Raw genomic sequence first — 24,386 nt, forward strand, 5'->3', positions numbered from 1 at the left:
AACACGATGAGTGGCACCAGCAAGGGCACCGGCACGGGCACCGAGGAAGCCCAACCCAGGAGACGGCGGGGGACTGCCCGCGAGCGCCTGCTCAGCGCCGCATCGCGCCGCTTCTACGCGGACGGCGTGGCGGCGACCGGGATCGACACGATCACCGCCGAGGCGGGCGTGGCGAAGATGAGCCTCTACAACAACTTCTCCTCCAAGGCCGACCTGGTGAGGGCCTACCTCGATGCACGGCATGAGGAGTGGATGGACCTGTACCGGCGGCGACTGGAAGCGGCCCGGGACGCGCGCGGTGGCGTGCTGGCCGTCTTCGACGCGTACGCCGATCACGCGGCTTTCGCGTACGAGCACGGCTTTCGTGGGTGCGGTCTGCTCAATGCCGCTGCCGAGCTGCCTGCCGGGGACGAGGGGCGGGCCGTCGTGCGCCGGCACAAGGAGGAAGTTGAATCCCTGCTCACCGGGCATGTTGAGGAGTTGCTGCCCGGGCGGCCCGAGGAGGCGCGTGCGGTGGCCGAGCACCTGGCGTTCCTGTTGGAAGGCGCGATGGCGCGCGCCGGACTGGAGGGCGCGGGTACACGTCTGGAGCATGCGCGGGCGATGGCGGCGGACCTGTTGGACCGGCTGTGAGGCGGCCCACCGGACATGCGGCCGGCTCGGCGGGCGTGGGCTCGCTGTGCGTGCTCGTCGCGTCGCTGCTGTGGGGCACTACAGGCACCGCGGCGACCTTCGCCCCGGGAGTGGGCCCGCTCGCGATCGGGGCCGTCGCCATGGGCCTGGGGGGATTGCTCCAGGCCCTCATAGCCGCTCCCCGGATCCGCCGGGAAGTGCCTGCGCTACGGGCCCAGCGCGGCGTGGTGCTGCTCGGCGCGGTGGCAGTGGGGGCCTACCCTCTCGCGTTCTACACCTCCATGAGCCTGGCCGGAGTCGCCGCCGGAACGGTGGTGTCGATCGGCTCGGCCCCACTCGCCTCGGCCGTGATCGAGCGTGCCGTGGACGGACACCGCCTGACGCGCCGCTGGGCGGCCGGTGCCGCCCTGGGCCTGTCCGGGACGGTGCTGCTGTGCATGGCCGAAGCGGCCAAGGCACACTCCGGCGCTGGCGGCCATTCCGTGGGATCGACCCTGCTCGGCGTGGGACTGGGCCTGGTGGCTGGTTGCACCTACGCCCTGTACTCCTGGGCGGCTCACCGCTTGATCAGCCGCGGTGCCACCTCCGGCGCGGCGATGGGAACCGTCTTCGGGCTGGGCGGTCTGCTGCTTCTGCCCGTACTCCTGGCCACCGGCGCCCCGCTCCTCGCCTCCTGGTCCAACGCGGCAGTCGGCGCGTACATGGCCCTGGTGCCCATGTTCATCGGCTATCTGCTGTTCGGCTGGGGTCTGGCGCGCGTCCCGGCGAGTACCGCGACCACACTGTCGCTGCTGGAACCCGCCGTCGCGGCGGTACTGGCCGTCCTGATCGTCGGTGAACGTCTGCCTCTGCTGGGGTGGGCCGGCATCGCCCTGGTCGTCGGCTGCCTCGCCGTGCTCACCACACCGACCCGCATGCCTCCTGAGTCCCGAGCGACCACCCCGAGCCCGGACGCCGGCATCCAGTGCAACCCAACGCCTCAGCCGGTCGCTGACGAGCCGCAGCGGTTCGAACTCGGCGGCAAGTCTGGGCCCGGCCGTGCTGTCGTCAATGCGGCCTGGAGATCAGGTGGTTGACGGCCTGGATCACTGCGTCCGCGCGCTCCTCGTGCAGCCAGCCGTGCCCTGCGTCGTCGAGAATCCGCTGCTCGCCGCGAGGGGACTCGGCGGCCAACTCGGCGTGCAGGGCGCGCTTGGCCTCGTTGATTTCGCGCAGCAGCTCCGCGGGCCATAGGTGGGCCTGGGTGGCGTCGTGTCCCATGGCCGTGAGCACGATCAGCGGCACGTCGGGGGTGGCCGGGGCGTGCCGGAACTCGGCGGCGACCTTGTCGTAGAGGTTCTGGTTCTCCCGGGAGGCGGTCCGCCAGGTGGCGAGGTGACGGGCGGCCAAAGGCTCGCGCACCGGCTCCGGCCAGGCGGTGAAGTGCTGGAGCAGCTGGGCGCGGGACTGCTCAAGCTGTTCCGGTGTGGGCTCGGCCGACTCCTGGCTCTGCATCTGGTCCAGCATCTCGTCGAGCTTCTCCCGTACTTGCCGGGGTGCGCGGGTCGCCAAGTCCTCGTGGAAGGGATCGAGCAGGAGGAGGCCGGCCACTTCGTCGGGGAAACGCCTGGCGTAGTGGCGCGCGTAGGCCCCGCCCAGGGAGTGGCCGATCAGCAGGTAGGGGCCGGGAAGGTGGGCGGCGTGGAGCAGTTCGTGCAGTTCGTCGGTGACTTCGGCCGCGGTGCGCGGCAGTTTGGCGGGGTAGCTCCAGCCGTTGCCGCCGCGGTCGTAGAGGACGCTCGTGGTCAGCTCCGCGACGCGGTGGTGGATGTTGAGGTAGTCCAGGCTCATCAATCCCACCCCCGCCAGGAATATCGCCGTGGGGCCGCCGGTGCCGGAGCGGTGCAGCATCAGATGGCGACCGCCGCCGATGTCGTGCAGACGTCCGAGGGGAGGTGGCGTGCGGGTCATGGGCTGCTCCTCTGCGATGCAAAGCAATGCGATGCGAATGTGAGTGGGCGTGTGGGTGTGGAGTTGCGGTGGCACTCTATTCGCAACTTTGAGAACGGTATCACTCGTGAGATCGTGGGCGCATGGACACAGTCGACTTGCTCCTGCATCCGGTGCGGCTGCGCATCGTGCACGCCATGTCCGGCGGCCGGACGCTGACCACCTCGCAGTTGTGCGCGCTGCTGCCCGACGTGTCGAAGGCCACCGTGTACCGGCATGTGGGTGTGCTGGCCGATGGTGGCCTGCTGGAGGTCGAAGGCGAACAACGGGTGCGCGGCGCCGTCGAGCGCCGCTACCGGCTTCCGCGTGAGCGGGCAGTGATCGACGCTGACACCGCTGCTTCGGTTCCGCCCGAGGAGCACCGGCAGGTATTCGCCGTGGCGATGGCGACCCTGCTGGCCGAGTTCAACGCCTACCTCGACCGGCCCGGCGCCGCCCCGGCCACCGACTTGGTGGGCTACCGCCAGCACGCCATGTGGCTCAGCCGGGAAGAACTCACCGCGCTGATCAGCGAGATGCGCGACGTTCTGATGCGTCGGATCGCCAACGAGCCCTCGCCCGAGCGCACCCGCTACCTGATCAGCCCCATCTTGTTCCCCGCCGAGCAATCACCCGCAGCCAGCGACCAGACTTAGCGGCTTCTTCTTCGGTCGCGAGGGCCACGAGGGCCACGGGGCCACGAGGGTCGCGAGGGCCTCGTCCGGCGCGGCGTCCGGCGGTCGGCTTCCGGAATCCGGCGGCCGGGGACGACGCCGACATGCCCGACCACTACTCCAGTCGGGTATGACCGCATCCTATTGGCGGCGTTTCGGCCGCTGAAAAATGGCTGTCCGGCCCCTGCCGCGGCAAGGATGGCGGCTGACTGGCGAGCCAACCGCGAGCATCGGGAGACCCCCACCAGTGAGCATCCGCAATGAACCCTACGGTGCCGCGGCAGCCGAGGACTCGTACGAGAACGAAGTCCCCCTCAAGGGCAGGCAGCCCGGCAATGTCGTGGTCAGGTGGCTGACGACCACCGACCACAAGACCATCGGCACCCTGTACCTGGCGACGTCGTTCGCGTTCTTCCTCATCGGCGGTTTGATGGCGCTGGTGATGCGTGCCGAGCTGGCCCGGCCGGGCCTGCAGATCGTGTCGAACGAGCAGTTCAACCAGGCGTTCACGATGCACGGCACGATCATGCTGCTGATGTTCGCGACGCCGCTGTTCGCCGGCTTCACCAACTGGATCATGCCGCTGCAGATCGGTGCCCCCGATGTGGCCTTCCCGCGGCTGAACATGTTCGCCTACTGGCTGTACCTGTTCGGCTCGATGATCGCGGTCGGCAGCTTCCTCACCCCGCAGGGCGCGGCCGACTTCGGCTGGTTCGCGTACGCGCCACTGTCGGACGCGACCCACAGCCCGGGAATCGGCGGCGACATGTGGATCATGGGTCTGGCCTTCTCCGGCTTCGGCACCATCCTCGGCGCGGTCAACTTCATCACCACGATCATCTGCATGCGCGCCCCGGGCCTGACCATGTTCCGCCTGCCGATCTTCACCTGGAACGTACTGCTGACCGGTGTCCTGGTCCTGCTCGCCTTCCCGGTCCTGGCAGCAGCGCTGTTGGCGCTTGAGGCGGACCGCAAATTCGGCGCCCATGTCTACGACCCGGCCAACGGGGGCCCGCTGCTGTGGCAGCACCTCTTCTGGTTCTTCGGACATCCCGAGGTGTACATCATCGCGCTGCCGTTCTTCGGCATCGTCACCGAGGTCATCCCGGTATTCGCCCGCAAGCCGATCTTCGGCTACATCGGTCTGGTCGCCGCGACGATCTCGATCGCCGGCCTGTCGGTCACAGTGTGGGCACACCACATGTTCGTCACCGGCGCCGTCCTTCTGCCGTTCTTCTCCTTCGTGACGTTCCTGATCGCCGTTCCGACCGGTGTGAAGTTCTTCAACTGGATCGGCACGATGTGGAAGGGCTCGCTGTCCTTCGAGACGCCGATGCTCTGGGCGATCGGCTTTCTCGTCACGTTCCTCTTCGGTGGTCTGACCGGTGTCATCCTGGCCTCGCCGCCGATGGACTTCCATGTGTCCGACTCCTACTTCGTGGTGGCGCACTTCCACTACGTGGTCTTCGGAACGGTCGTCTTCGCGATGTTCTCCGGCTTCCACTTCTGGTGGCCGAAGTTCACCGGCAAGATGCTCGACGAGCGCCTGGGCAAGATCACGTTCTGGACGCTGTTCGTGGGCTTCCACGGCACCTTCCTCGTCCAGCACTGGCTCGGTGCCGAAGGGATGCCGCGCCGTTACGCGGACTACCTCGCGGCCGACGGCTTCACCACCCTGAACACCGTCTCGACGATCAGCTCGTTCCTGCTGGGCCTGTCGATGCTGCCGTTCCTCTACAACGTCTGGAAGACCGCCAAGTACGGCAGGCCGGTCGGCGTCGACGACCCATGGGGCTACGGCAGGTCGTTGGAATGGGCCACCTCCTGCCCGCCGCCGCGGCACAACTTCCTCACCCTGCCGCGCGTCCGCAGCGAATCCCCGGCATTCGACCTGCACCACCCCGAGATCGCCGAACAAGACCACGCGGCGCACCTCGGCAAGCGTGACGTGGTGGAAGCGCCCAGACATGAAGGTGGCCGGTCGTGACCTCACCGAGCCGTCACCGAGACGCACCGCTGGACCGGCAGAGCGCCGCACTCGCCAACGAGGTCGAGGGCTACCTGCTCGTACAAGCGGAGCGAGAGCAGGCACGGCGCGAGGCCGAAGCTCTCTGCGCGCGTCTGACCTGGCTCACCACGGGGCAGGCCCAAGACCTCGCCCGCCACTACACCGACCAGCGCCTCGGCCTCACACGCCAGGCACTCCAAGTCACCGCTGACCGGGCCAAGCGCCTGCGCGGCGAATACGAGGCCCGCTACGCCACATTGCGTCGCACCTTGCTCAGACGGCATGCCGCTTGCGCTTGCCTGCTGTTCGTCTGCGCCATCGCGACCGGTGCGGGGGCCGGCCTGCTGGTCCGCTGACCTGACCTGACCTGACCTTGCCTGGGCGGGAGGTGAAGCGTGTTGCAGCGCGCTACCAGCGCCTCACGGCAGGCTCTCCGATCCGGCTGTGGGGTGTTGCAGGAGCCATTGAGCCATTCGGGTGCGCTGCCTGGCGTGCGCCGCTGACTCGTTGTGTCGTTGATGCGGGCGCGCTTCGAGATCCGGGCCGTTGGTGGCCTCGGGTGCTCAGCTGCGGAGAGACGGACGGAGATATGCGCATGCCCCTCATACGTGGTGTGACAGCGGGCCGCCGACGTCGTGCCGCGCTCCTGGCCGCATGGGTGATCGGTTCGAGCGACACCCCGCCCTTCTCCGCCTCCGGGCCCAAGCCGACCGGCGGGGTGGCGACCGGCGGCGGTGGGATGGCCGGCACCGTCTCCTGAGCCGTCCTTCGCTTCCTCCGCTTCCTCCGCTTCCTTCGCTTCCTTCGACTCTGAGATCCTCCGTAGTCGCTGTCGCTGTCGCTGTCGCTGTCGCCGTGGCCGTCGAAACGAAGCAGTGACAGAGCGGTCAGGAATCAAGAAGCGCCGGTCGTCGCACCACACCTAGCGTGATGGCCATGGCAATCATCGAATCCGTCACTCTCGAGGTGGCCGACCCCACGGCCGCCCGCCGCTTCTACACCGCCGCCTTCGGACTGGACTCGCAGATACGTCTGCGGGCATCTACGGCACCCACGACCGGCTTCCGCGGGTTCACGCTGGCGCTCACGGTGTCCGGGCCGGCCACCGTCGACGGCTTCCTGGACGCCGCCGTCGACGCGGGCGGCATGTTGCTGAAGCCGTCCGCGAAGTCACTGTGGGGCTATGGCGGTGTCGTACAGGCACCGGACGGGACGATCTGGAAGGTCGCGACGTCGGCGAAGAAGGACACCGGCCCGGCCACCCGGGAGATCGACGAGATCGTGCTCCTGATGGGAGTCGAGGACGTCAAGGCGAGCAAGCAGTTCTACGTCGGCCGAGGCCTGGCCGTGGCGAAGAGCTTCGGCGGCAAGTACGTCGAATTCGTTGCTGATGAGTCCAGTCCCGTAAAGCTGGCCCTGTACAAGCGGCGCGGCCTGGCCAAGGACGTCGGCGTGCCCGCCGACGGCGCAGGATCGCACCGGATCGTGCTCGGGGGCACCGCCGGACCGTTCACCGACCCGGACGGGTTCGCCTGGGAAGCCACATCACTCACCTCGACGTCGGCCTGAGGCCTGAGGCCTGAGGCCTCAGGCCTGACGCCCGGCGCCTGGCTCTTGACTCTTGGCTCCTGACACCCGACCCGCCCCCATCCGACCGGACCGGATCCGTCCCGTCCCGACCCCATCCACTCATCCCTTGCAAGAGAGGAAGGCCGCCATGAAGGGCACGCCATCATCCGCCGGTTCAACATCCGTCACGTCACCATCCGCCAAGACCTCCGGCACGCTCGCGGAGCCGCACGACGGGTTCACGGCCGAAGAACGAAGCGCGATGAAGGAACGAGCCAAGGAACTGAAGGCCGCGCGCCGCGCCCCGCGCGGGGCAAAGGCAGACACGGAAAGTGAGGTGCTGGCGAAGATCGCCGAGATGCCGGAAGCGGATCGGGTCCTCGCCGAGCGGATCCACGACATCGTCAAAAGCGCTGCTCCCCACCTCACGCCGAAGCTCTGGTACGGGATGCCCGCGTACGCGATGAACGGCAAGGTCGTCTGTCACTTCCAGAGCGCGCAGAAGTTCAAGTCGAGGTACGCCACGCTTGGTTTCAGCGACCAGGCGGTACTCGATGACGGAGCCATGTGGGCAACTGCCTACGCCTTGAAAGAGCTGACGGCTGCCGCAGAGGACCGCATCAGGGCGCTCGTCATGAGGGCGGTGGGCTGAAGCTGAGTGGTCGGCTCCGGGAATTCCTAGGGGGTTGACCGGAGCCTCATGTGGAGGAGGCGGCTTCGAGGAGTGTTTCGGCGGCGGCGGTGCGGGCGTAGAGGACGGAGCGGCCGGCGCGGTGGGCGCTGACCAGGCCCGCGTTTCGTAGCGCGGTGAGGTATTGGGACACCCCGGGCGCGGACAGGCCGGTGCGACGGGCCAGTTCGGTGGTGGAGGCCGGGGTCTCCAGTTCGGTCAGCAGCAGGGTTCGCGAGCGGCCGAGTACGGCGGTGAGGGTATCGGCCCCCGTGGTGGTCCGCGCCTTCCACAGTGAGCCGACGCCGCGCGCCGGATAGACGAGCTGCGGCGGATCCGGCAGCGTCACCCGGGTGCGCAGCCCCGGTCCGGTGAAGGCCGAGGGAATCAGCAGCAGCCCTGTACCCGCCGTCTTGCGGGTCAGCGGCTGCTTTCGGCGGGCCATCCGCAGCGCGTTGTCGTCCCAGCTCACGGAGGTGTGCAGGTCGTTGAAGAGGTGGCCCGCGCCGTGCTCGGCGGCCATGCGGGCCCGGTAGAAGATGTCCGCGTCCAGCACTGCCCGGATCCGTGCCCAGTAGGGGGCGAGTGCCAGCTCCCAGTACGTTTCGATCTCTTCTGCGACCTTGGTCAGGCGGGTCTGCGGGTCGGCGTGCAGGGTCCGCAGCCGGGGGCCGAGATTCCCCTGGTGGCGGGCCAGGTGGTCGAGGTCCTGGCGTACCCGGTCGGCGGGCGAGGCCCGGATCGCGTCCCGCTCTGCCGCCGGCGTCGGGGCCGATCCGGCAGGGGCTGGGTTGAGGAAGTCGGGAACGTAGCCGGTGGGCGGGATCAGCTCGGAGAGCCAGCCCCGGTCCAGCCCGGCGGCCACCACGCGCGGCCGCACCTGCTCGACCCAGGACCGGTGGACCGGATGCGCGGTGCTCGACGTCAGCAGCCGGAAGCTGGGGGCAACCTCCCACATCGGCGAGACGGCGAACCGCACCTGCGCCAGATCGTGCGCCGAGAACGCCAGCTGTGCCAGGACAACCACTCCTCAATGGATTCAGGTATGTCTTAATCAATGGCGATCAGCCTATCGGGCGGCGATCATCCCGCCATGACCTCACAGACGATCACCGCGGCGGAATCGGGCACTTGGACACTTGGCGACCGCACGGTCAACCGGGTCGGTTTCGGCGCGATGCGCCTCACCCAGCACGGCGAGGCGTTCGCGCCCGACGCCGTCCCGAGCGACCGCGACCAGGCGGTCCGTGTCCTGCGCCACGCGGTCGAACTCGGCGTGAACCACATCGACACCGCCGCGTTCTACTTCTCACCGTTGCGCTCCGCCAACGAACTGATCAACCGGGCACTAGCCCCCTACTCGGACGACCTCGTCATCACCACCAAGGTCGGACCGGGACGAGACCCCTCGGGCCAGTGGCTGCCGCATGCCACCGCCAAGCAACTGCGCGGCCAGGTCGAGGAGAATCTGCGCCAGCTCGGCCGCGACCACCTCGACGTGGTGAACCTGCGCATCGTCGGCACCGACTCGATCGCCGAACGCTTCGGCGCACTCGCCGAACTGCGCAACGCCGGACTCATCCGTCACCTGGGCCTGTCCAACATCCAGCCCCACCACCTCGCCGAGGCCCAAGCCATCGCGCCCGTGGCCTGCGTGCAGAACCAGTACGGCATCGGCGCCCGGCCCGAGCAGGAGGCGTTCCTGCGCAGGTGCGGCGAGCAGGGCATCGCGTTCGTGCCCTTTTACGCGATCGCCGGTGCGGGGCGTGAGGCAGGGGCCAACGGCACGGACAGCGATGAGGTGCTCGCTGTCGCACGGGCCCGGGGGGTGAGCCCGGCACAAGTCCGGCTGGCATGGACGCTGCACCGCGGGCCGCATGTACTGGCCATCCCCGGGACCGGCAATCCAGATCACCTCACCCAGAACGTGGCCGCCGGCGCACTGCGCCTCACCAAGGACGAACTCACCGTCCTGGACTCCCTCCAGCCCGGAACAGCATGAACAAGACACCCCGATGACGCTGTGATCCGATCCTGCCGATCGGCTCGTCTGCCTTGCCTGATCCGGCCGCCCGCCCGGTAGCCCTGACCGCGGCTGCCCGTGCCCTTGACCTGTACGCCCGTGGCTGGGACGGGCGCCGCTTGGTGCGGACGAGCACGCGATCAGCACGGGTACGGTCGGCTGGGACACCTGCGGTGGCGTCAAAACGACCTATGCCTGACCCGTGGTGGTTCGCGTGGTCGTCGTGGACGTCTTGCTTCGAGAGACCGGTGGCCTGCCGCTCCGCTCGGGGGTAGGCGCGGCAGGTTGTCAAAAGCGGCACGGCAGTACGAGCCTCCATGGATTCGGCCACTCGACACATGCCTTTTCGCCAAACCGTAGGCGGGGCACGCTCCGACGTGCTCCACCAGCGCCCACGCTCGCGCAGCAGCCAGCGTCGGTTTGTGTGCGATCTTCCGTCGTCACCGCCTTCGCGGCCCGGCGCCCGCTGTGTAGGGCATCGTCGGTACGTGTCACTCTGTAGCGCAGGTTTTGTCGGAGGGGGATGAGGGTTGGATCGCCAAGAGTTCGCCAATTCAGCAGGTGCGTCGGCCGGTCTCGACGAGGCCGCGCATGCCGCGAAGACCGCCATTGCCCGCAGGCTTCGGTACATCCGCCAGCAGCACCCTGAAGGCCCCTTCACCCTGGCGCGGTTGGCGGAACGCGCCGGCGTCTCCAAGCGGACGCTGGCGTCGGCCGAGTCCGTGGACGGGACGAACCTGACCGTCGAGACCCTGGTCAAGGTGGCGCACAGTCTTGGGATTTCCCGAGTGGGCTACTTCTTGGACGATCAGGTCTTCGATCAGGTCAACTCGGAACTGGAGTGGCTGAAGAAGATGCGCAGCCAACGGGTGGAGAGCGTGGCGTTGCGGCAGTCGGCGGCTGCCGCGCCGCCGGCGGCCTCCTCGCTGAACGAGCTGAGCCACCTCATCACGCATCTGGTCAGCACTGCCGAGGCAGCCCGCGCAACCCTTGAGGACCTGCCCGGGCAAGACCTCCATGACGACACTCAGCCGTGATAGTGATGCGCTGGCGACGCAAGGGCGGTGATTTACAGGCGGTATGGCTGCGTGAGCAGTGCGAGCGACGGGTCGATGCGTTGGCGCTGCCCAGTCGCACGAAGCTGTCGATCGATGCGTTGTGCGATCACCTCAGCCAGCTCTCCGGGCGCCCCATCCAGCTCATGCCCTGCCCGCTGCCTCTGGGCAGCCCGGACGGCCTGTGGGTCTCCGCGGCAGGCGCGGAGTACGTCATCTACGAGCAGCGGCTCGCCCCGGTCCACCAGCAGCAGGTCGTCCTCCATGAACTGGGGCACCTCATCTGCGACCACGAAGCCACCCCCGTGCTCACCCCCGAGGCATCCCGGCTCCTCCTCCCCTCGCTGGACCCCGACCTGATCCGGCGGACGCTCGGACGGGAGCACTCACAGTCATCGGCCGAAGTGGAGGCCGAGTACATCGGCACCCTGATCGGCCGCCGCATCGGCACCTGGACAACGGAGCAGGTCCGGCCGGTCCCCCCTGAAATGCAAGAACTCGCAGCCCGGCTCAGTGCGTTGGACAACCCCGCCTTCCGAGGGAGCAATGAATAGCGTTCTCTACCCCCTGTGCGCCGCGATAGCTTGCCTGGCGCTGCTCTACAAGCTTCGAGTGTTGCGCACGGACCGCTCCGTCACCCAGGTCGCCCTCGTCGGCAACTTCTTCTTCCTGTTCATCACCTATACCGTCTCCACCCCCGTTGTCTGGGCAGCCACCAGCAGGGCCGTGGGCGTCGTCAACTTCTCCGGTCTGCTCACACAGAGCTGCGTCATCCTGCTGACCGCCTGCCAGCAGGTCGTCCTGCTGCACCTGAGTCACGAGGCCCCCACCGCCTGGCGCAAGGCACGGCCGCGCCTGATCGCGCTCGCACTGGTCCTGGCCGGCATGGTGGGACTGTTCGTCGCGGCCACCAGTCGGGGCGAGAAGCCCGACGACTTCGCCATCGACAGCGCCCAGTACTACCCGGCCTACCTCGCCATCTATCTGCTGGCCTACGCGGCGAACCAAGTGGACGTCGGCGTGCTGGGCTGGCGCTACGCGAAGATCGCCCCGCATCCCTGGATGCGCCGCGGACTGTATCTCATCGCCGCGACCCTGCCTTTCGCGCTCCTCTACACCGGCTGCCGTACGGCGGACATCGTTGCCGCACAGTTCGGCGTGAGTGGGCACGCCTGGGAGCCGGTCGCCCAGATCGCCGTGACGATCGCCACCCTCACCAAGACACTGGGCTGGGTGCTCCCCGACTGGGGCCGCCACCTCAGTGATGTCTGGCAGCGCATCGACGACCGCCGGGCCTTCGCCGAATTGGCGCCCCTGCACCGGGCCGTCACCGGACAGGTACCGGAACCGGTTCTGCACCTGGAGCCGGACACGGATCTGCGCACCCGGCTCTACCGCCGACTGGTCGAAATCCGCGACGCCCAGTGGGCCCTTCGTACCTGGACTCCCGCGGCCGTCGCGGAGGCCGCGGAACAACGCGGCCGCGCAGCCGGCCTGGCCGGTACCGACCTGGCGGCCACCATCGAGGCCGCACAGCTCAAGGCCGCCCTCCAGTCCCGGGTCGCGCAACGGCCGCCGGTCCCGCACACCCTCTCGCCGCGGGTGGCGGAACCCGAAGACCTGGCCGCGGAGCTGTCCTTCCAACGCAAAATGGCCCGGGCGTTCACCGCGTCCCCGATCGTCGCCGGCGTGGCCGCAGAGTCGGTGACCAGCCCGTCCGCCCAGGAGAACATGTGACACAACAGGCACCGACGCCGGCGCTCAGTCAGCCGTTCGACCAGGACTTCTTCCACGATCCGTATCCCGTCTACGCACGGCTGCGGACAGCCGGCCCCGTGCACCGGATCGCGCTCCCCGACGGCTCCTCCGCCTGGCTCGTCACCCGTGACCGCGAGGTGCGGGCGGCCCTCACCGATCCACGGCTGTCGGTGAACAAGGCCCACTCCACCACCGGCTACCAGGGCTTCTCCCTGCCCGACGCCCTGGACCGCAATCTCCTCAACATCGACCCGGACGACCACCTGCGCCTGCGCCGCCTGGTCTCCAAGGGCTTCACCGCACGTCACGTCGAACGGCTGCGGGACCGGGTGACCGCCGCCGCGGAAGACCTCGCCGACCACCTCGCCGCGTTGGGGGAGGCCGATCTGGTCAGCGAGTTGGCCAACCCACTGCCCCTCGTCGTCATCGGCGACCTGCTCGACGTGCCCAACGACGACCGCCGCCCGTTCTCCGCCTGGGTCAGCGCCATGTTCGCCCCCCAACACCCCGGCCACACCGCCGAATCCATCGCCCGCATCCACCACTTCCTGCTCGACCTCATCGCCACCCGACGCGCACATCCCGGCGACGATCTGCTCTCCGCCCTGATCGAAGCCCGCGACGACGGCGACCGGCTCAGCGAGGACGAGCTGGTGTCGTTGGCCTTCCTCATCCTCATGGCCGGCAGCGAGAACGCCCAACACCTCATCAGCAGTGGCCTGTTGGCCCTGCTGCGCCACCCCGACCAGCTGGAACTGCTGCGTGCCCGGCCGGACCTGATGCCCGGGGCGGTCGAGGAGATCCTCCGCTTCGCCCACCCCAACCAGATGGCCATCCGCCGTTTCCCCATCGAGCCGATCGAGATCGGCGGCGTGCCCATTCCTCGCGGCGACACCGTGCTGCTCTGTCTCGCCTCCGCCAACCGCGACCCGGACCGCTATCCGGCACCGGACCGCTTCGACATCCGCCGCGCGGACGTGGCGCACCTCGCCCTCGGGCACGGGCTCCACTACTGTCTGGGAGCCGCGCTGGCGCGGCTGGAGATCGGCACCGCCCTGGCCACCCTCCTGCGACGCTTCCCCGACCTGCATCTCGCCGTGCCCGCGGAGACCTTGCAGTGGCGGGCCTCGTTCAGGTCACATGCGCTCAGGCAACTGCCCGTCCGGACCGGACGAAACGACAGCGTCCCCGCGCGGCGCTGAGCGGGCTCCCGGTGGCGGGCGCCCTCCCTCCGCTGTGCAGCCCGGAGCTGCCCAGCGGCAGGCGGTCGCCCGCCACGCATCGCGTGCCGCAACGGGCCCGCATCCCCAAGGCCGCGCTGCGCGACGGGCCGAGGGAACATGTCGTCAGAAGCCCGGCGACTCGTCGTACACGGAGCGGAACCCCGCACAGGCCACCACGGTCGAGGACAGGCCGAGGTTCTCGTACGACAGGTACTGCATGGAGCGGCGAATGATCCGTTCGGCTTCCCTGCGGGCCTGGCCCAGCCGGCTGCGCCAGACCAACTCCTCAGCGATCCCGTACGCCCAGGCGCCGAACCACGCGGTCTGTTGTGGGCAGTGCAGCGCCAGCGCACTGTTGAAGGTGTCGTAGGCCCGCAGAAGCTGGGAGGACAGGGCGGCGTCCGGGTGCTGGGCGTGCGGACGTTCGTGTAACGGAGGGACATGCTGACCGTCGAGGAAGCGAGCGATGCGCGAGTACAGCAACTCGACTCCCTGAGCCACCTGTTCGACGCTGCTGCCACTGGGTGCCGACTCCTCCCAGAGGTCTTCGAGGGGATCCGGGGCCCCGGTCGAAGGCCGCACGAGGAGGGGAAGATCCGCGCAACCGTAGGCGGGCGGCAGGGAGAACTCTTCGTCCGCCGGGTGCCCGCAGGTCTCCGCCTCATCGTCCGCGAGCTCTTCCATCGCCGCGGCGTGGTGGATGGCGTGCTCGAAACGCAGCTGGGACCAGGTGTCGCGCGGGGCGCTCGACCCGGTGAGCTGTCGCCAGACGGGGGTGATGTCCCAGGAGTAGCCGGTCACCCGCTCCACATGGCCTGAGGCGCGGGTGGCGAACACTGCGAAACGGCCGGTGAAGTCGTCCTGCACCTGGGTGTAGAGGACCTCTCCGACCTGCCAGGCCCCTCCCAGGCGGAACGGAACGGGCTCCAAGCCGGCTGCCGTTCTGCCGCTGGCAGGGGGAAGGATCAGGTGGAGCGTCTCGCCGACCAGCCGGTGTGCCGGGGCCACGAGGAATGGGAGCCGCTGGCGTGAGCTCCTGGAGAGCGAACTGTTCCGATCAGTGCCCATGCCGGCCCCTTGGCGCGGGGCGGCACGGTGTCTCACCGGTGGATGGCGTAGCGGCACGAGCGATGACGATCAATGGTCAACCCCCTCTGGCCCACTTACGAAGGCCTCTGCGGCGAGACGATAGGCACACACGCACCGCGGTGCAACTTGCTGCCGGACAGGTGCAATTAAATGCAACGTCATGGCGGGGGATCGCCCCGCTCGGAGAGGGGGACGGGGACTGCCACGCCGGGCAAGCTCTGGTCGCTGAGCGGTGCCCCGCTGGCGCATGGAGTGAAGGCGATCAGCCGGCGGGCCGCCACCCGGCCAGCTCGCAGCCGCCTGGTTCGCGGAAGTGAAACCGCCGCCCTTTGGGGAAAGAGGCACCGGAATTGACCTGGCGTCAGGCCTCGCGGTCGATTGTCAGTGGGGCCTGTCATAGTCGACGGCATGACGACTCCGCTCGTGTGGGTGGCCGCCTCGCGTGGCTATGAACTGGCGCTGGAGGGCACGACTTTGAGGTGCCGCAGGACCGATGGACGGGAGCTGAAATCGATACCGAAGGGCGTGCTGGCCGACCCGGTCGGTGAGCAGTTCGCCGCGCTACGGGACCGGCTGGTGCGGCATGAGGAGGAGTGCCGGAACACCGTGGAGTCGTGGCTGCTGAGCGGGGTGCCGGTGCCCGCGGGACTGCTTGCCCGGATATGGCCGGACCCGGGCTGGCGGGCCTGCCTGGAGCACCTGGTGGTGCACGCCGGCGGGCGCACGGGGCTGTTGGTGGACGTGGCCGAGGACGGGCGCGTTTCCGTACGGGACGAGAACGGTGCCCTGCACGGGCCGCCGGCCGGGACGCCCGTCACGCTGCTGCATCCTGTCCTGCTCGGCGATCTGGAGCCGTGGCGCCGGCTCCTCCAGGCGCAGGGCGTCGCACCGGCATCGGCGCAGCTGGACCGGCGGGTGTACCGGCGGCCGGAGGGAACGGATCCGCAGGCGACCGGTATCGATGCGTATGAGGGCGAGCCCTTCACTGCGCATGGGGGCGCCCGGGTGAACGCTCTTCGGAACGGCTTCGTGGTGCGGGGCGGGTTCGCCGCTGCCGAGATCGCCGAGCGGTCTGTCCGGATGGAGGCGCGCTGCTGGGTGGGGGAGGCCGGCTCCGGGGCGCTTGAGGAGGCCGGGCGGCTCCTCTGGGTCGATGCGGCCGAACGTCCGGTGGCCGTCGGCAAGTTGGGGCCGGTTGCCTGGTCCGAGGGGTTGCGGATGGCGGAACTGATCTACGGGGGAGCGAAGAACGATGACGCGTGAGGCCCAGGTGAGGAACGGCGGGGGCGTTACGGCGGCCGCGGACGATCCGGCAGCGGTGCCGGTGCGGGAGGCGGGGCTGGCGGAGGGGCTGGTGATGGGGCTGGCGCCCGTAGGGACGCCGGGCGGGGAGCCGCTCACCGCCCGGCGCTACGACCATCCCCATCTCGGCACCCGGCCGGTGGTCCGGCTGACGGGGGAGGCGATGGCGCCCGTCGAGGACCGGCTGTTGGCCGACCTCGGTTTCTCCGCCCCGGAGGCCGGGGACCCGGTGGCATCGGGACAGCGCCCGGAGCCGCGCTACCCGGCGTGGGCACTGGTCCACGACTCCGCGAACGCCGAGGTCGCGCTGGCCGCGGGAGTGGAGATGGCGCGGGCCGGGCGGCTGGCCGTCCGCAGGCCGGGGCCCGCGGTGCAGAGGTTCCAGGAGATCGCCGCGACGCTTCCCGATGACCATCTGCCCGTGTACTGGGAGGAGGTGGGCCGGACCTTCCTCGCCGCCGGGCGGGACAAACAGGCCGCGCTGATGTTCGGCCGGGCGCGGGCGGCGGACCGGCGTGCCACGGGGCCCGTTGCCGACCCGGCCCGGCGGCGTGCGGTGTTCGTGGAGTTCGCGCTGGCCGGTGCGCTGTCGGCCAAGGACATCAAGGCGTACGTCGCCGAGCTGGGCGGGCGGCCCGACCCCGTCGAGGCGTACCGCGAGCTGTGGGAGCTGGCGGTACGGCGGACGACGGGCGGGCTCGCGCCCTGGCCCGAGATGCTCAAGCAGATCGCCAAACTGGCCAAGGCCGCGGGGCGCGATGTGGTCACCGAGCAGCGGCTGCTCCTGGAGCGACTGGTGGACGCGCCGGCATTGTGGCGGGTGGCGGACGGGTTCTGGACGGCGCAGCACAAGGCGCTGCTGCCCGTGGTCGCCGGTTCCCTCGTGTTGAAGCGGCGGTTGCTGTGGCGGCTGACGGCGGTGCCGCGGTCGGGGACGGATGCCTGGTGGTGCGGTCTGCTGGAGGAGACCGGCGCGCTGGACGAGCTGGCCGGTGATGCGGGGGAGTGGCTGTCCGCGATGCTCGGCCGCTACGGCGACGGCCGTGCTGCCGCCCCCGAAGAGCTGCTGCGGCTGATTCCGGCGCTGGCGGACCGTATCAGGGAAGCGGGCACGCCGGTACGCTTCGACGCCGGCAAGCCGGACGAGTACCACAGCATCGACGCCGTCGCCCTGGGCCGCTGCCTGGACGCGGGCGTCCCCGTGGCGGATCCCGGCCCGAAGACCTCGCTGACCAACTGGCAAGGGCCCACCCGTGTCGATCTGCGGGCCCTCCTCGACGACCCCCGCTTTGGACCGGTGCTGGCCCGTTCCGCCCCCACCGATGGACGGGAATTCCGCTCCCAGTGGGGCACGAAGGCCCTACGACCCCTTCTGTGCCAGACCGTCGGCGCACGGCTCGAACAAGCCCGGACGGGCGGCCTGGAGGACGCGAAGACGGCCCTGCGCTGGCTGGGCGAAAACGTCCGAGCCGACATGTTGCGGGAGATGCCGGACCTGGCCGCCCGGATGGCGGACCTGGACCTGGTGACGCCGCTGACCCGTACGCTGCGCGCGGGGATCCTGGACGAGCTGGGTTGGGCGGCCCTGGACGAGGCCGCGGCCGAGCTCAAGGGCGACAGCTGGTGCCGGCCGAGCTGGCCCGTCCTGGTGGTGCACGACCGCAGCAAGGCCATCGCGATAGGGCCCGGCGGCCGCCTCGCCGAACACCGGCTGCGAGTGCCCCGCGGAGCCAACAGGTTCCACTACGACATCAAGGTCTTCTTCTCCGACGGGCAGTTCCTGGTCTGCCACTTCGTCAACGGCCGCCAGACGCATTACTGGTCGGACGCACCGGACGAGCTCTTCTCCGTACGGCCCAGGATGTGGGAGTCGCTCTACTACGAGCGGGAGCAGCTCGGCTACACCTTCATGGCGCCGAGCGGGCGAAGGTTCATGGGCCACCAGGTCCTCGGCCCCCGCGAGAAGCGGGTCGGTCCGAACGGCCACATGTTCCACGACGGCCGGGACTTCTGGTGGCACGCAACCGACGGGCTGGAGTCGCAGGTGCACCACGTCGACCTGGAAACCGGTGAACTGAGCGGCGCTGATCTCCCCGAATTCTTCAATCCCTCGCTGCTCGGCAAGGACGAGCGTTGGCGCTTCGATTCCTCGTGGCTGGCACCGCTGCCGTACGGCGTCACGGAGTCGCCGCTCGGCAGCGACGGCACGCATGTGGGGCTGCGGGTCGCCGAGGACCGGGCCACCGGACGGGTCCGCTATCACCGCATCGACGGCGTCCAGGGCGCGTTCGACGGAGCCGGCATCACCGCGGTGTGGGGGCTGCTCGACATCCCGGGTGCCGGGAAGCCGCTGGTGCTCAGCGGGGGCGTCCGACGGTACGACCCGGTGGTGGCCCGCGACGCCGATACGGGCGAGCGGTACTGGGCGGCGGAACGGACGAACCACGGCTACACGCGGCACGATCCGTCCCCGGTGGCCGCCGGAACGCGACTCATGCCGCCGGCCGCCTTCTGGCATTTCCTCCAGCCCCGCGATCCCGCCGGGTCGGCGGCGCTGCGGGAGATCTCCGAGGCCACGGTGCGACGTCTGGTGAAGGCCGCAGCCACCTCCGAAGGGGCCCTGCGGACCGCCGTCACGAAGCTGTTGCCCGAGGTCGGTCATCCGCTGCTCGTCCAGGGCGTCATCGGATGCGTCCAGGAGGCCGCCGCGACGGCCCGTTCCGGTATCGCGTTCCTGCGTCGCCTGAAGCGGGTCACCTACCCGCGCTTCAAGGTACGGGAGCGGGATCTGGGCGGGGCGCTGGAGGGCCTGCTCAGCAGATACACCACCGGGAACGAGGGCGGGGTGGCGCAGATCGAACTCGCGTCGGCGTTCCTCGCCGGCACGATCGGCGGCGAGAGTACGGCGGAGCAATGGCGGGAGCACCCGAGCGCGGTCGACTGGACCGAGCTTCCCGGCCGGATCGGTGGTCTCGCGGTGCGTGCGGTCAGCGCCGTCACCAGCCCCGCGCACAGCCGGGCGCTCCTGCACCTGCTCAGGTTCTGGGCCGCCTCGTCCCTTGCCCAACCCGGCCTGCAGCGTGGTCTGTTGAAGGGCGAGGAGCAGGACGCGGTGTCCGGGGAGGACGGCAGGCTGCTGCCGCTGCACAGCGCCATCCGCAACGGCTCCTGGGCCCGTTCGCTCGCCGTTGCCGACGAGGAGATCTGCGTGTTCCTGCAACGGGGGACCGTGCCGCACCCCGACGGTGTCGTCGCCATCCATCCGGTGCCCGACGGCTGGGCCACGCCCGAGCGGCTCCAGCGGCTGGTGGACGAAGCGGAGCGCGGCGGCCCGGTCCCCTACGCGCCCGAAGCGGCCGACCGACTCGCCGACGCCACCGGTCTCGACCGCGGCGCTGCGGCCCTCCTGCTGGCCGGTCTGCCGCATATCGAGGGCGAAGGCCGCGACTTCCTCCCCACGGCGGTCCGCAAGGCCCTGGACCTGACGGTGACAGAGGCCCAGACCGGTCGCGACCGTCTCCTGCGAATACGCGAGGTGGCCAGGTTGGAGCTCTACGACGCCGCCATGCCCGACGACCCCGCCGACCTGTGGGACCAGTCCACGATGACCGACCGACTGGCGCAGGCGTGGAAAGAGGTGGGCGTCTAGAACTGCCTCTTCAATGCCGCGACACGCATCATTGAGGGGGAGATGTGGGGGTGTGCCCGCTCCGGGGGCATCGTCGACAGTTCTCGATACCCTCTCGGCGGAACGCATCGAGTAGAGGGGGGACTCATGCGGTGGCATTGGGACGACGACTACGAGTACACCGCGCTACGGCAGGCGGCAACGAAACTGTGCCTCACGCTGCGCAACAACCGACTGACCATGAAACCCTGTTCCGCCGCTGACCGGGCGGCACTGTGGCAAATCGACGATGGGAAGTCCCAACGCTGGAAGATCCGGTAGATCTCCCGGAAGAGAAGAGAAGAGAAGAGGGGAGCGGGAGTTGGCATGGTGTGTTGACTTCCGCTCATAGCTCGTGATTCTCCGCTTCAGGAGAGTGTCCCTACCCGGTCACTCTCCTTTTCCGTACGGTCGACCCGCTCCGCGCGGGCGAGGCTCGTTTTGCTGTCCCCCTCCTCGGTGGGCGTGACGGGTTGCTGCCTGGGGCGCCATGTCCCGGGTCGTTCCGCCGTTGGATTCTCCCGGGAGCCGCGGCGCATTTCCTGCAAACCCCTGTCGATACCGGTGCGCAGCCAGGCACCCAGATAACGCTCCACCCACCTGTTGACGGCGTACGAGAGCACCAGCATGAGGGTGATGATCGACATGAGCAGCAGGGGAGCAGGCAGATGGCTCCGCAGTAGGGCGATGAGCGTGAAGCCGATGTACATGTGCAGCAGGTACAGCGGATACGTCAACGAGCCGGCCCGGCTCAGCCAGCGCCACCGCACTCCGTCGAACAATCCCAGTGCGATGGCCGCCATGAGGAGGAAAGCCAGCAGAACTCCGATGCGTGCCGGCCAATCGTGTGCCGTTGCGGCCTTGTCCCCGAGGTTCATCACCACGCGGCCCTTTACGTAATGCTGGGCCAGCAGGAATTCGACCGCGACGATCGCCCACAGCAACATGGTGGGCCGGAATCGGTGCATCAGGTAAAAAGCGATCCCCGCGATGAAATAGGGGGAGTACGGCGCGATGGCCCATACCGAGAGAAAGCTGGTATCGGCCTTGTAAGCGACCACGCCGGCGACCGTCCACAGACCGCAGAACAGTACGCACCTGCGGTAGGTGACGCCCTTGTGGACGACGAGAGCGAAGAGCAAGTAGAACTTCAGCTCGACGAACAGTGACCAGTAGACGTCGTCGAGATCGGACACCCCCACACCTTGTTGCAGCATGGTGAGGTTGGTCAGCACCGTCTCCAGGCTGTCCGCACTGCGCACGCGGGGCCACAGCGTCAGGACGGACGCCGTCAGCAGAACGGCGACCCAGTACGCGGGATAGAGGCGCGAGACCCGGGACTTCACGAAATCGCCGAGTGTGCGTCCCCACGCGCTCATGCAGATGACGAATCCACTGATCAGGAAGAAGACTTCAACGCCCAGCCAGCCGAATTGAGAGATGCGGTAGAGCTCCGGTGAGAATGCCTGGGGGTCGTTGCCCCATCCGTCGCGAAGCGTGAGGTAGTGGTAGCCGAGGACCATCAGTGCTGCCATGAACCGTAGCCCGTCGAGCACATAAAGTCTGGGGCGCCCGAGTGCCGATGCCGAAGCTGCCGGACCGTCAGGCGCGACCAAGCGCATACCGCGATTCCTCATTCTTCCTGGGGCGTCGTCGTCCTCGCTCCCCGTGGGCGAGTGAGGAAGCTGTCTCGTCGATCGTCGCAAACATCGGTGATGCTGGGCGGCAAGCGTGGCGCACAGCGACACGTGAGCTGGTGCGGGAAAAAGGGGCGGCCTAGCGTCCACGGTGCCCTTTCAGCCGGGAAAGGGCCTGCTGTCGTGCCGGCGGGAAAATGTGTACGCGTACTCGATTCGCAACCGGCTCACCGACCGGCACACCAGCTCACCGGCTCACCGACCGGCACACCGACACACCGGCTCACCGGCGGCGCAGGTATCTCTTCGAGCGGCATCTCGTGCGGAAGCAGTGTCCGTGGTGGGGCTGACAGGCGTAGGGGGTTTTCCGCCCGGTGGAATTCCCGCGCGATGTGAGATAGCTGAGGCGGGTACGGCGGAGGGCTTCCGCCGGGCCGGCGGTGAAGAGCCACACGGTGGTGGTGAGTGTGATGAGGGCTGCGGCGGCGCTCACACGGCGAAGCGCTCGGTGCATCAGGGCCTACCTCGGTGGGGCTTTGGGGGGATTGCGTCGGGCCGTCCTCTGGGGACTCGTCCGGCGTACGGGCGCTCAGGAAGCGCCGGCAGCTGGTGTTGCTGATGGCGCGGGCACGTGCATGGGCTCCACCAGGTGGGGGTACTTTCCGGCTTCCGCGCAGGAAGACGGGAGGCACCGGTCTTTGGTTCAGTCGGTGTGGCACCACGTTGCTTCCTCACGACACGCCGCCGACCGCCCGTAGGCGGTCCCGCGGGGCGACCGCGGCGAAGGCGCCGCGCTGGGCAGTGGCTGCAGGCCGTCGTCCGCGTGTGATGTCACATTCCCGGCGGCTGTGCCGTCCTGTTGCCGAGCCGCCGTCCAGCGCGCGGCGAAGGCACTGACCAGAGCAGAGCGATGCAGAGGAGAGACCGTATGTCGGCAGCCGGGGGAACGAGCAACACCGCGACGCTCAACCGCTTCCACTCCGCCGTGAACAGCGGCGACCTGGGAGCAATCTCGAAGGCCATCGACGAGTGCGTCGCACCGGACCTGGTCTTCCATGCGCCGGTACCGATGGGCGCGACGGGAGCGGAGGCCCTGAAGCGGGTGTGGGAGGCGCTCCTGCGCGCGTTCCCCGACATCCATGTCGCCGTCGAGGAGACGATCACGGAGGGCGACAAGGTCGTTTCCAGGAACACGGTGACCGGGACCCATCGGGGTGAGTATCAGGGCCTGCCACCCACCGGGAAGACCGTCACCTACAACGAGATCTTCATCTTCCGCTTCGTCAACGGGCGGATCGCCGAGATCCGGGGCATCGTCGACGTCCTCGCGCAGCTACGGCAGCTCGGCGCCCTCCCGTCCTGACGAGGGCGCCGGGTGCCGGCGGCGGTGGGGCGAACCGGCAGGCGATGGCGAAACTGCGCGGCCGACTCGGCACGGCAGCACCGGCACCCCAGCCGCCTCGCTGTCGTGCCGTAGCCGCCTCGCCGCTGTGCCCCAGCCGCCTGGCTGCCGTCCGTAGTCGCCTCGCCGCCGTGCCGCTGCCGGCCTGTCGCCGTGTCACAGTCAGCCGGTGACGGGGGCTCTTACGCGGCGTGGTGCGGTTGGTCGGGGCAGAAGCGGAAGGTGCGGAAGAAGCGGATGAAGTGGCGGACGACCGCTTTGGGTTGTTCTTCGGGGCTGCGGCGCGATCGAGACGGATGCGCCGAAGTCCACCCTCACCCACCACTGGCGGGTCCTGCGCGAGAGCGGCGTCATCCGCCTGCGCCACGAAGGCCGCAGAAACTACCTCACCCTGCGCTCCGACGATCTCGAAGCGCGCTTCCCCGGGCTGCTCGGCATCGTCTTTCAAGACCCGAACGGGCCGTCCTGAAAGCGTTGTTCGGAAGATCTCCTGTCACCGCGCAGGTCGAGCATGGTCCCCGTCCCTTCACGGCGCCGCGGCCTCGACTCCGTCGAAGGCCTCGCGGTTACGGACGATCTCGATCTGGTGGTCCTGCACCCAGCGCACCACGTGCGTGACGGTGTCACTCAGCGATCGCCCCAGCGGAGTCAGCGCGTATTCGACGCGGGGCGGTACTTCGGCGTAAGCCGTCCGCGTGATCAGTCCGTCGCGGGTCAGTGAGCGGAGGGTCTGGCTCAGCATCCGTTGGGACACCCCGGCGATTCGCTCGTGCAGGGTCGTGAAGCGCAGCGGTCCCTCGGCGAGCGTGGTGACGACCAGAACGGTCCACTTGTCTCCGACCCGGGCGAGCACATCGCGCACGAGCTCGATGGTCGCCGCGCACTCCGGGCCGACCCCGGCGGCCGCCAGCTGGGACCGCAGTGCGGAATCCATGTGACTGTTCCCTTCGAGTGCGTAACTGGCAGGAAAGTGCGCGACTGACCTGAAAGTGCGTGACTGACCTGAAAGTGCATGACTTACATGAAAGTGCGTAGCTGACATGGAAGTGCGTCAGCGCGAGGCCTTGATCGCAGCGGCCGCACCCCATTACATACGAACAGTAACCAATGGGTGCCCGCCCGATCCGCCGCAACGCCACGTGAGGGACACATGACCGCCGACGCCGTCGCAAATTCCGCACTGGACACAGCAGTTGAGGGGCAGGGCAGCGGTGCGGCCCCAGGGGTGCGGCACGAGACCTTCACCATCGGATTTCCGCTGGCCGCGCCTCCGAGCGCAGTGTTCGAGGCCTTCGCCGACACCCCGGTCCGGCGCCGGTGGTTCAAACTGCCGGGCCGCCACGTGTCGTACCACCACGACTTCACGGTAAACGGCGGCGAGACGGCGTCCAGTGTCTTCACGGTTCCCGACGCACGGCCGGAACGGCTGGCGTACGCGTCGCGCTACCTCGACATCACGCCGGGGGCGAGGATCGTCTACGCGTACACCTCCAGCGTGGACGACGTGCCGCGCTGGGCCTCGCTGGTGACCGTCGAACTGCACCCGGAGGCCGAGGGCACCCACCTGCGATGGACCGAGCAAGCAGCCTTCCTCATCCCTTCCGCGGAGCCCGAGCACGACTTCCCCCATCTGCGGGGCGCCACCCGCCTGCGGTTGAACGGCCTCGCGGCGGCGCTGGCGGCCGCAGGGCAGTAGCGAGTGGCTGGT

General features: G+C 68.9%; 22 protein-coding genes. 17 read left to right on the forward strand and 5 right to left on the reverse strand.

Features of this window, described 5'->3' with window-relative positions:
* Positions 1 to 6 precede the first annotated feature (6 nt).
* Together ACFV1J_RS01185 and ACFV1J_RS01190 are read left to right on the forward strand one after the other, a co-directional pair.
* Positions 7 to 633, forward strand: coding sequence for a TetR/AcrR family transcriptional regulator (locus ACFV1J_RS01185; protein ID WP_385855097.1), 627 nt, complete (start codon positions 7 to 9; stop codon positions 631 to 633).
* Entirely contained in the window at positions 630 to 1,709 is a 1,080-nt protein-coding gene (locus tag ACFV1J_RS01190; RefSeq protein WP_385855098.1) for a DMT family transporter, read from the forward strand. The genes ACFV1J_RS01185 and ACFV1J_RS01190 overlap by 4 nt, the downstream gene beginning before the upstream one ends.
* Here the strand turns inward: ACFV1J_RS01190 and ACFV1J_RS01195 are convergent.
* The gene (locus tag ACFV1J_RS01195) at positions 1,681 to 2,583 is read right to left on the reverse strand and encodes an alpha/beta fold hydrolase (protein WP_385855099.1); all 903 of its coding nucleotides are present in this window, start codon (positions 2,581 to 2,583) and stop codon (positions 1,681 to 1,683) included. The two genes, ACFV1J_RS01190 and ACFV1J_RS01195, sit on opposite strands and share 29 nt — an antisense overlap.
* Positions 2,584 to 2,705: 122 nt before the next feature.
* Here ACFV1J_RS01195 and ACFV1J_RS01200 point away from each other — a divergent pair, with 122 nt between their 5' ends.
* The 6 genes from ACFV1J_RS01200 to ACFV1J_RS01225 all read left to right on the forward strand — a co-directional run bounded on the left by ACFV1J_RS01200 (position 2,706) and on the right by ACFV1J_RS01225 (position 7,504).
* Complete coding sequence (locus ACFV1J_RS01200) at positions 2,706 to 3,257, forward strand: helix-turn-helix domain-containing protein (RefSeq protein WP_385855100.1); 552 nt, start codon at positions 2,706 to 2,708, stop codon at positions 3,255 to 3,257.
* Positions 3,258 to 3,522: 265 nt separating this feature from the next.
* Positions 3,523 to 5,262, forward strand: coding sequence for a cytochrome c oxidase subunit I (gene ctaD / locus ACFV1J_RS01205; protein WP_385855101.1), 1,740 nt, complete (start codon positions 3,523 to 3,525; stop codon positions 5,260 to 5,262).
* On the forward strand, positions 5,259 to 5,639 hold the full coding sequence (locus tag ACFV1J_RS01210; protein ID WP_385855102.1) for a hypothetical protein: 381 nt from the start codon (positions 5,259 to 5,261) through the stop codon (positions 5,637 to 5,639). The genes ctaD and ACFV1J_RS01210 overlap by 4 nt, the downstream gene beginning before the upstream one ends.
* A gap of 239 nt (positions 5,640 to 5,878) precedes the next feature.
* A complete protein-coding gene (locus ACFV1J_RS01215) occupies positions 5,879 to 6,043 on the forward strand; it encodes a hypothetical protein (RefSeq protein WP_385855103.1) in 165 nt (54 codons plus the stop codon).
* A 176-nt stretch (positions 6,044 to 6,219) separates the two neighbouring features.
* Positions 6,220 to 6,852, forward strand: a complete 633-nt coding sequence (locus tag ACFV1J_RS01220) for a glyoxalase (protein ID WP_385855104.1) — start codon at positions 6,220 to 6,222, stop codon at positions 6,850 to 6,852.
* 148 nt (positions 6,853 to 7,000) lie between these two features.
* Positions 7,001 to 7,504, forward strand: coding sequence for an iron chaperone (locus ACFV1J_RS01225; RefSeq protein ID WP_385855105.1), 504 nt, complete (start codon positions 7,001 to 7,003; stop codon positions 7,502 to 7,504).
* A 46-nt stretch (positions 7,505 to 7,550) separates the two neighbouring features.
* On the opposite strand, the gene ACFV1J_RS01230 is transcribed toward ACFV1J_RS01225, so the two are convergent.
* A complete protein-coding gene (locus ACFV1J_RS01230; RefSeq protein WP_385855106.1) occupies positions 7,551 to 8,549 on the reverse strand; it encodes an ArsR/SmtB family transcription factor in 999 nt (332 codons plus the stop codon).
* A 66-nt stretch (positions 8,550 to 8,615) separates the two neighbouring features.
* On the opposite strand from ACFV1J_RS01230, the gene ACFV1J_RS01235 reads away from it, so the two are divergent.
* The 5 genes from ACFV1J_RS01235 (at position 8,616) to ACFV1J_RS01255 (ending at position 13,560) form a co-directional block, all read left to right on the forward strand.
* Positions 8,616 to 9,524: an oxidoreductase gene (locus tag ACFV1J_RS01235; protein ID WP_385855107.1), complete on the forward strand. Its 909-nt coding sequence runs from the start codon at positions 8,616 to 8,618 to the stop codon at positions 9,522 to 9,524.
* A gap of 551 nt (positions 9,525 to 10,075) precedes the next feature.
* Positions 10,076 to 10,582, forward strand: coding sequence for a helix-turn-helix domain-containing protein (locus ACFV1J_RS01240; RefSeq protein ID WP_385855108.1), 507 nt, complete (start codon positions 10,076 to 10,078; stop codon positions 10,580 to 10,582).
* Positions 10,583 to 10,587: 5 nt separating this feature from the next.
* A complete protein-coding gene (locus ACFV1J_RS01245) occupies positions 10,588 to 11,154 on the forward strand; it encodes a hypothetical protein (protein WP_385855109.1) in 567 nt (188 codons plus the stop codon).
* Positions 11,147 to 12,337 carry an MAB_1171c family putative transporter gene (locus ACFV1J_RS01250; protein WP_385855110.1) on the forward strand — a complete coding sequence of 397 codons (1,191 nt, stop codon included), beginning with the start codon at positions 11,147 to 11,149 and terminating at the stop codon, positions 12,335 to 12,337. The genes ACFV1J_RS01245 and ACFV1J_RS01250 overlap by 8 nt, the downstream gene beginning before the upstream one ends.
* The gene (locus tag ACFV1J_RS01255; protein WP_385855111.1) at positions 12,334 to 13,560 is read left to right on the forward strand and encodes a cytochrome P450; all 1,227 of its coding nucleotides are present in this window, start codon (positions 12,334 to 12,336) and stop codon (positions 13,558 to 13,560) included. The genes ACFV1J_RS01250 and ACFV1J_RS01255 overlap by 4 nt, the downstream gene beginning before the upstream one ends.
* A gap of 144 nt (positions 13,561 to 13,704) precedes the next feature.
* On the opposite strand, the gene ACFV1J_RS01260 is transcribed toward ACFV1J_RS01255, so the two are convergent.
* Positions 13,705 to 14,649, reverse strand: coding sequence for a hypothetical protein (locus ACFV1J_RS01260; RefSeq protein WP_385855112.1), 945 nt, complete (start codon positions 14,647 to 14,649; stop codon positions 13,705 to 13,707).
* Between the two features lie 429 nt (positions 14,650 to 15,078).
* Between ACFV1J_RS01260 and ACFV1J_RS01265 the strand changes: the two genes are divergently transcribed.
* Entirely contained in the window at positions 15,079 to 15,933 is an 855-nt protein-coding gene (locus ACFV1J_RS01265; protein WP_385855113.1) for a DUF4132 domain-containing protein, read from the forward strand.
* Positions 15,923 to 19,621, forward strand: a complete 3,699-nt coding sequence (locus ACFV1J_RS01270) for a hypothetical protein (RefSeq protein WP_385855114.1) — start codon at positions 15,923 to 15,925, stop codon at positions 19,619 to 19,621. Before ACFV1J_RS01265 ends, ACFV1J_RS01270 begins: the two co-directional genes overlap by 11 nt.
* 386 nt (positions 19,622 to 20,007) lie before the next feature.
* Here the strand turns inward: ACFV1J_RS01270 and ACFV1J_RS01275 are convergent, their stop codons facing one another.
* Entirely contained in the window at positions 20,008 to 21,261 is a 1,254-nt protein-coding gene (locus ACFV1J_RS01275) for an acyltransferase family protein (RefSeq protein ID WP_385855115.1), read from the reverse strand.
* A gap of 943 nt (positions 21,262 to 22,204) precedes the next feature.
* Here ACFV1J_RS01275 and ACFV1J_RS01280 point away from each other — a divergent pair.
* The gene (locus ACFV1J_RS01280; RefSeq protein WP_385855116.1) at positions 22,205 to 22,639 is read left to right on the forward strand and encodes an ester cyclase; all 435 of its coding nucleotides are present in this window, start codon (positions 22,205 to 22,207) and stop codon (positions 22,637 to 22,639) included.
* 565 nt (positions 22,640 to 23,204) lie between these two features.
* On the opposite strand, the gene ACFV1J_RS01285 is transcribed toward ACFV1J_RS01280, so the two are convergent.
* The gene (locus ACFV1J_RS01285) at positions 23,205 to 23,612 is read right to left on the reverse strand and encodes a winged helix-turn-helix transcriptional regulator (protein ID WP_385855117.1); all 408 of its coding nucleotides are present in this window, start codon (positions 23,610 to 23,612) and stop codon (positions 23,205 to 23,207) included.
* Positions 23,613 to 23,828: 216 nt separating this feature from the next.
* On the opposite strand from ACFV1J_RS01285, the gene ACFV1J_RS01290 reads away from it, so the two are divergent.
* Entirely contained in the window at positions 23,829 to 24,374 is a 546-nt protein-coding gene (locus ACFV1J_RS01290; RefSeq protein ID WP_385855118.1) for an SRPBCC domain-containing protein, read from the forward strand.
* The last annotated feature ends 12 nt before the right edge of the window (positions 24,375 to 24,386 follow it).

The sequence above is a fragment of the Streptomyces sp. NPDC059649 genome, from assembly GCF_042734445.1.
Taxonomy (GTDB): domain Bacteria; phylum Actinomycetota; class Actinomycetes; order Streptomycetales; family Streptomycetaceae; genus Streptomyces.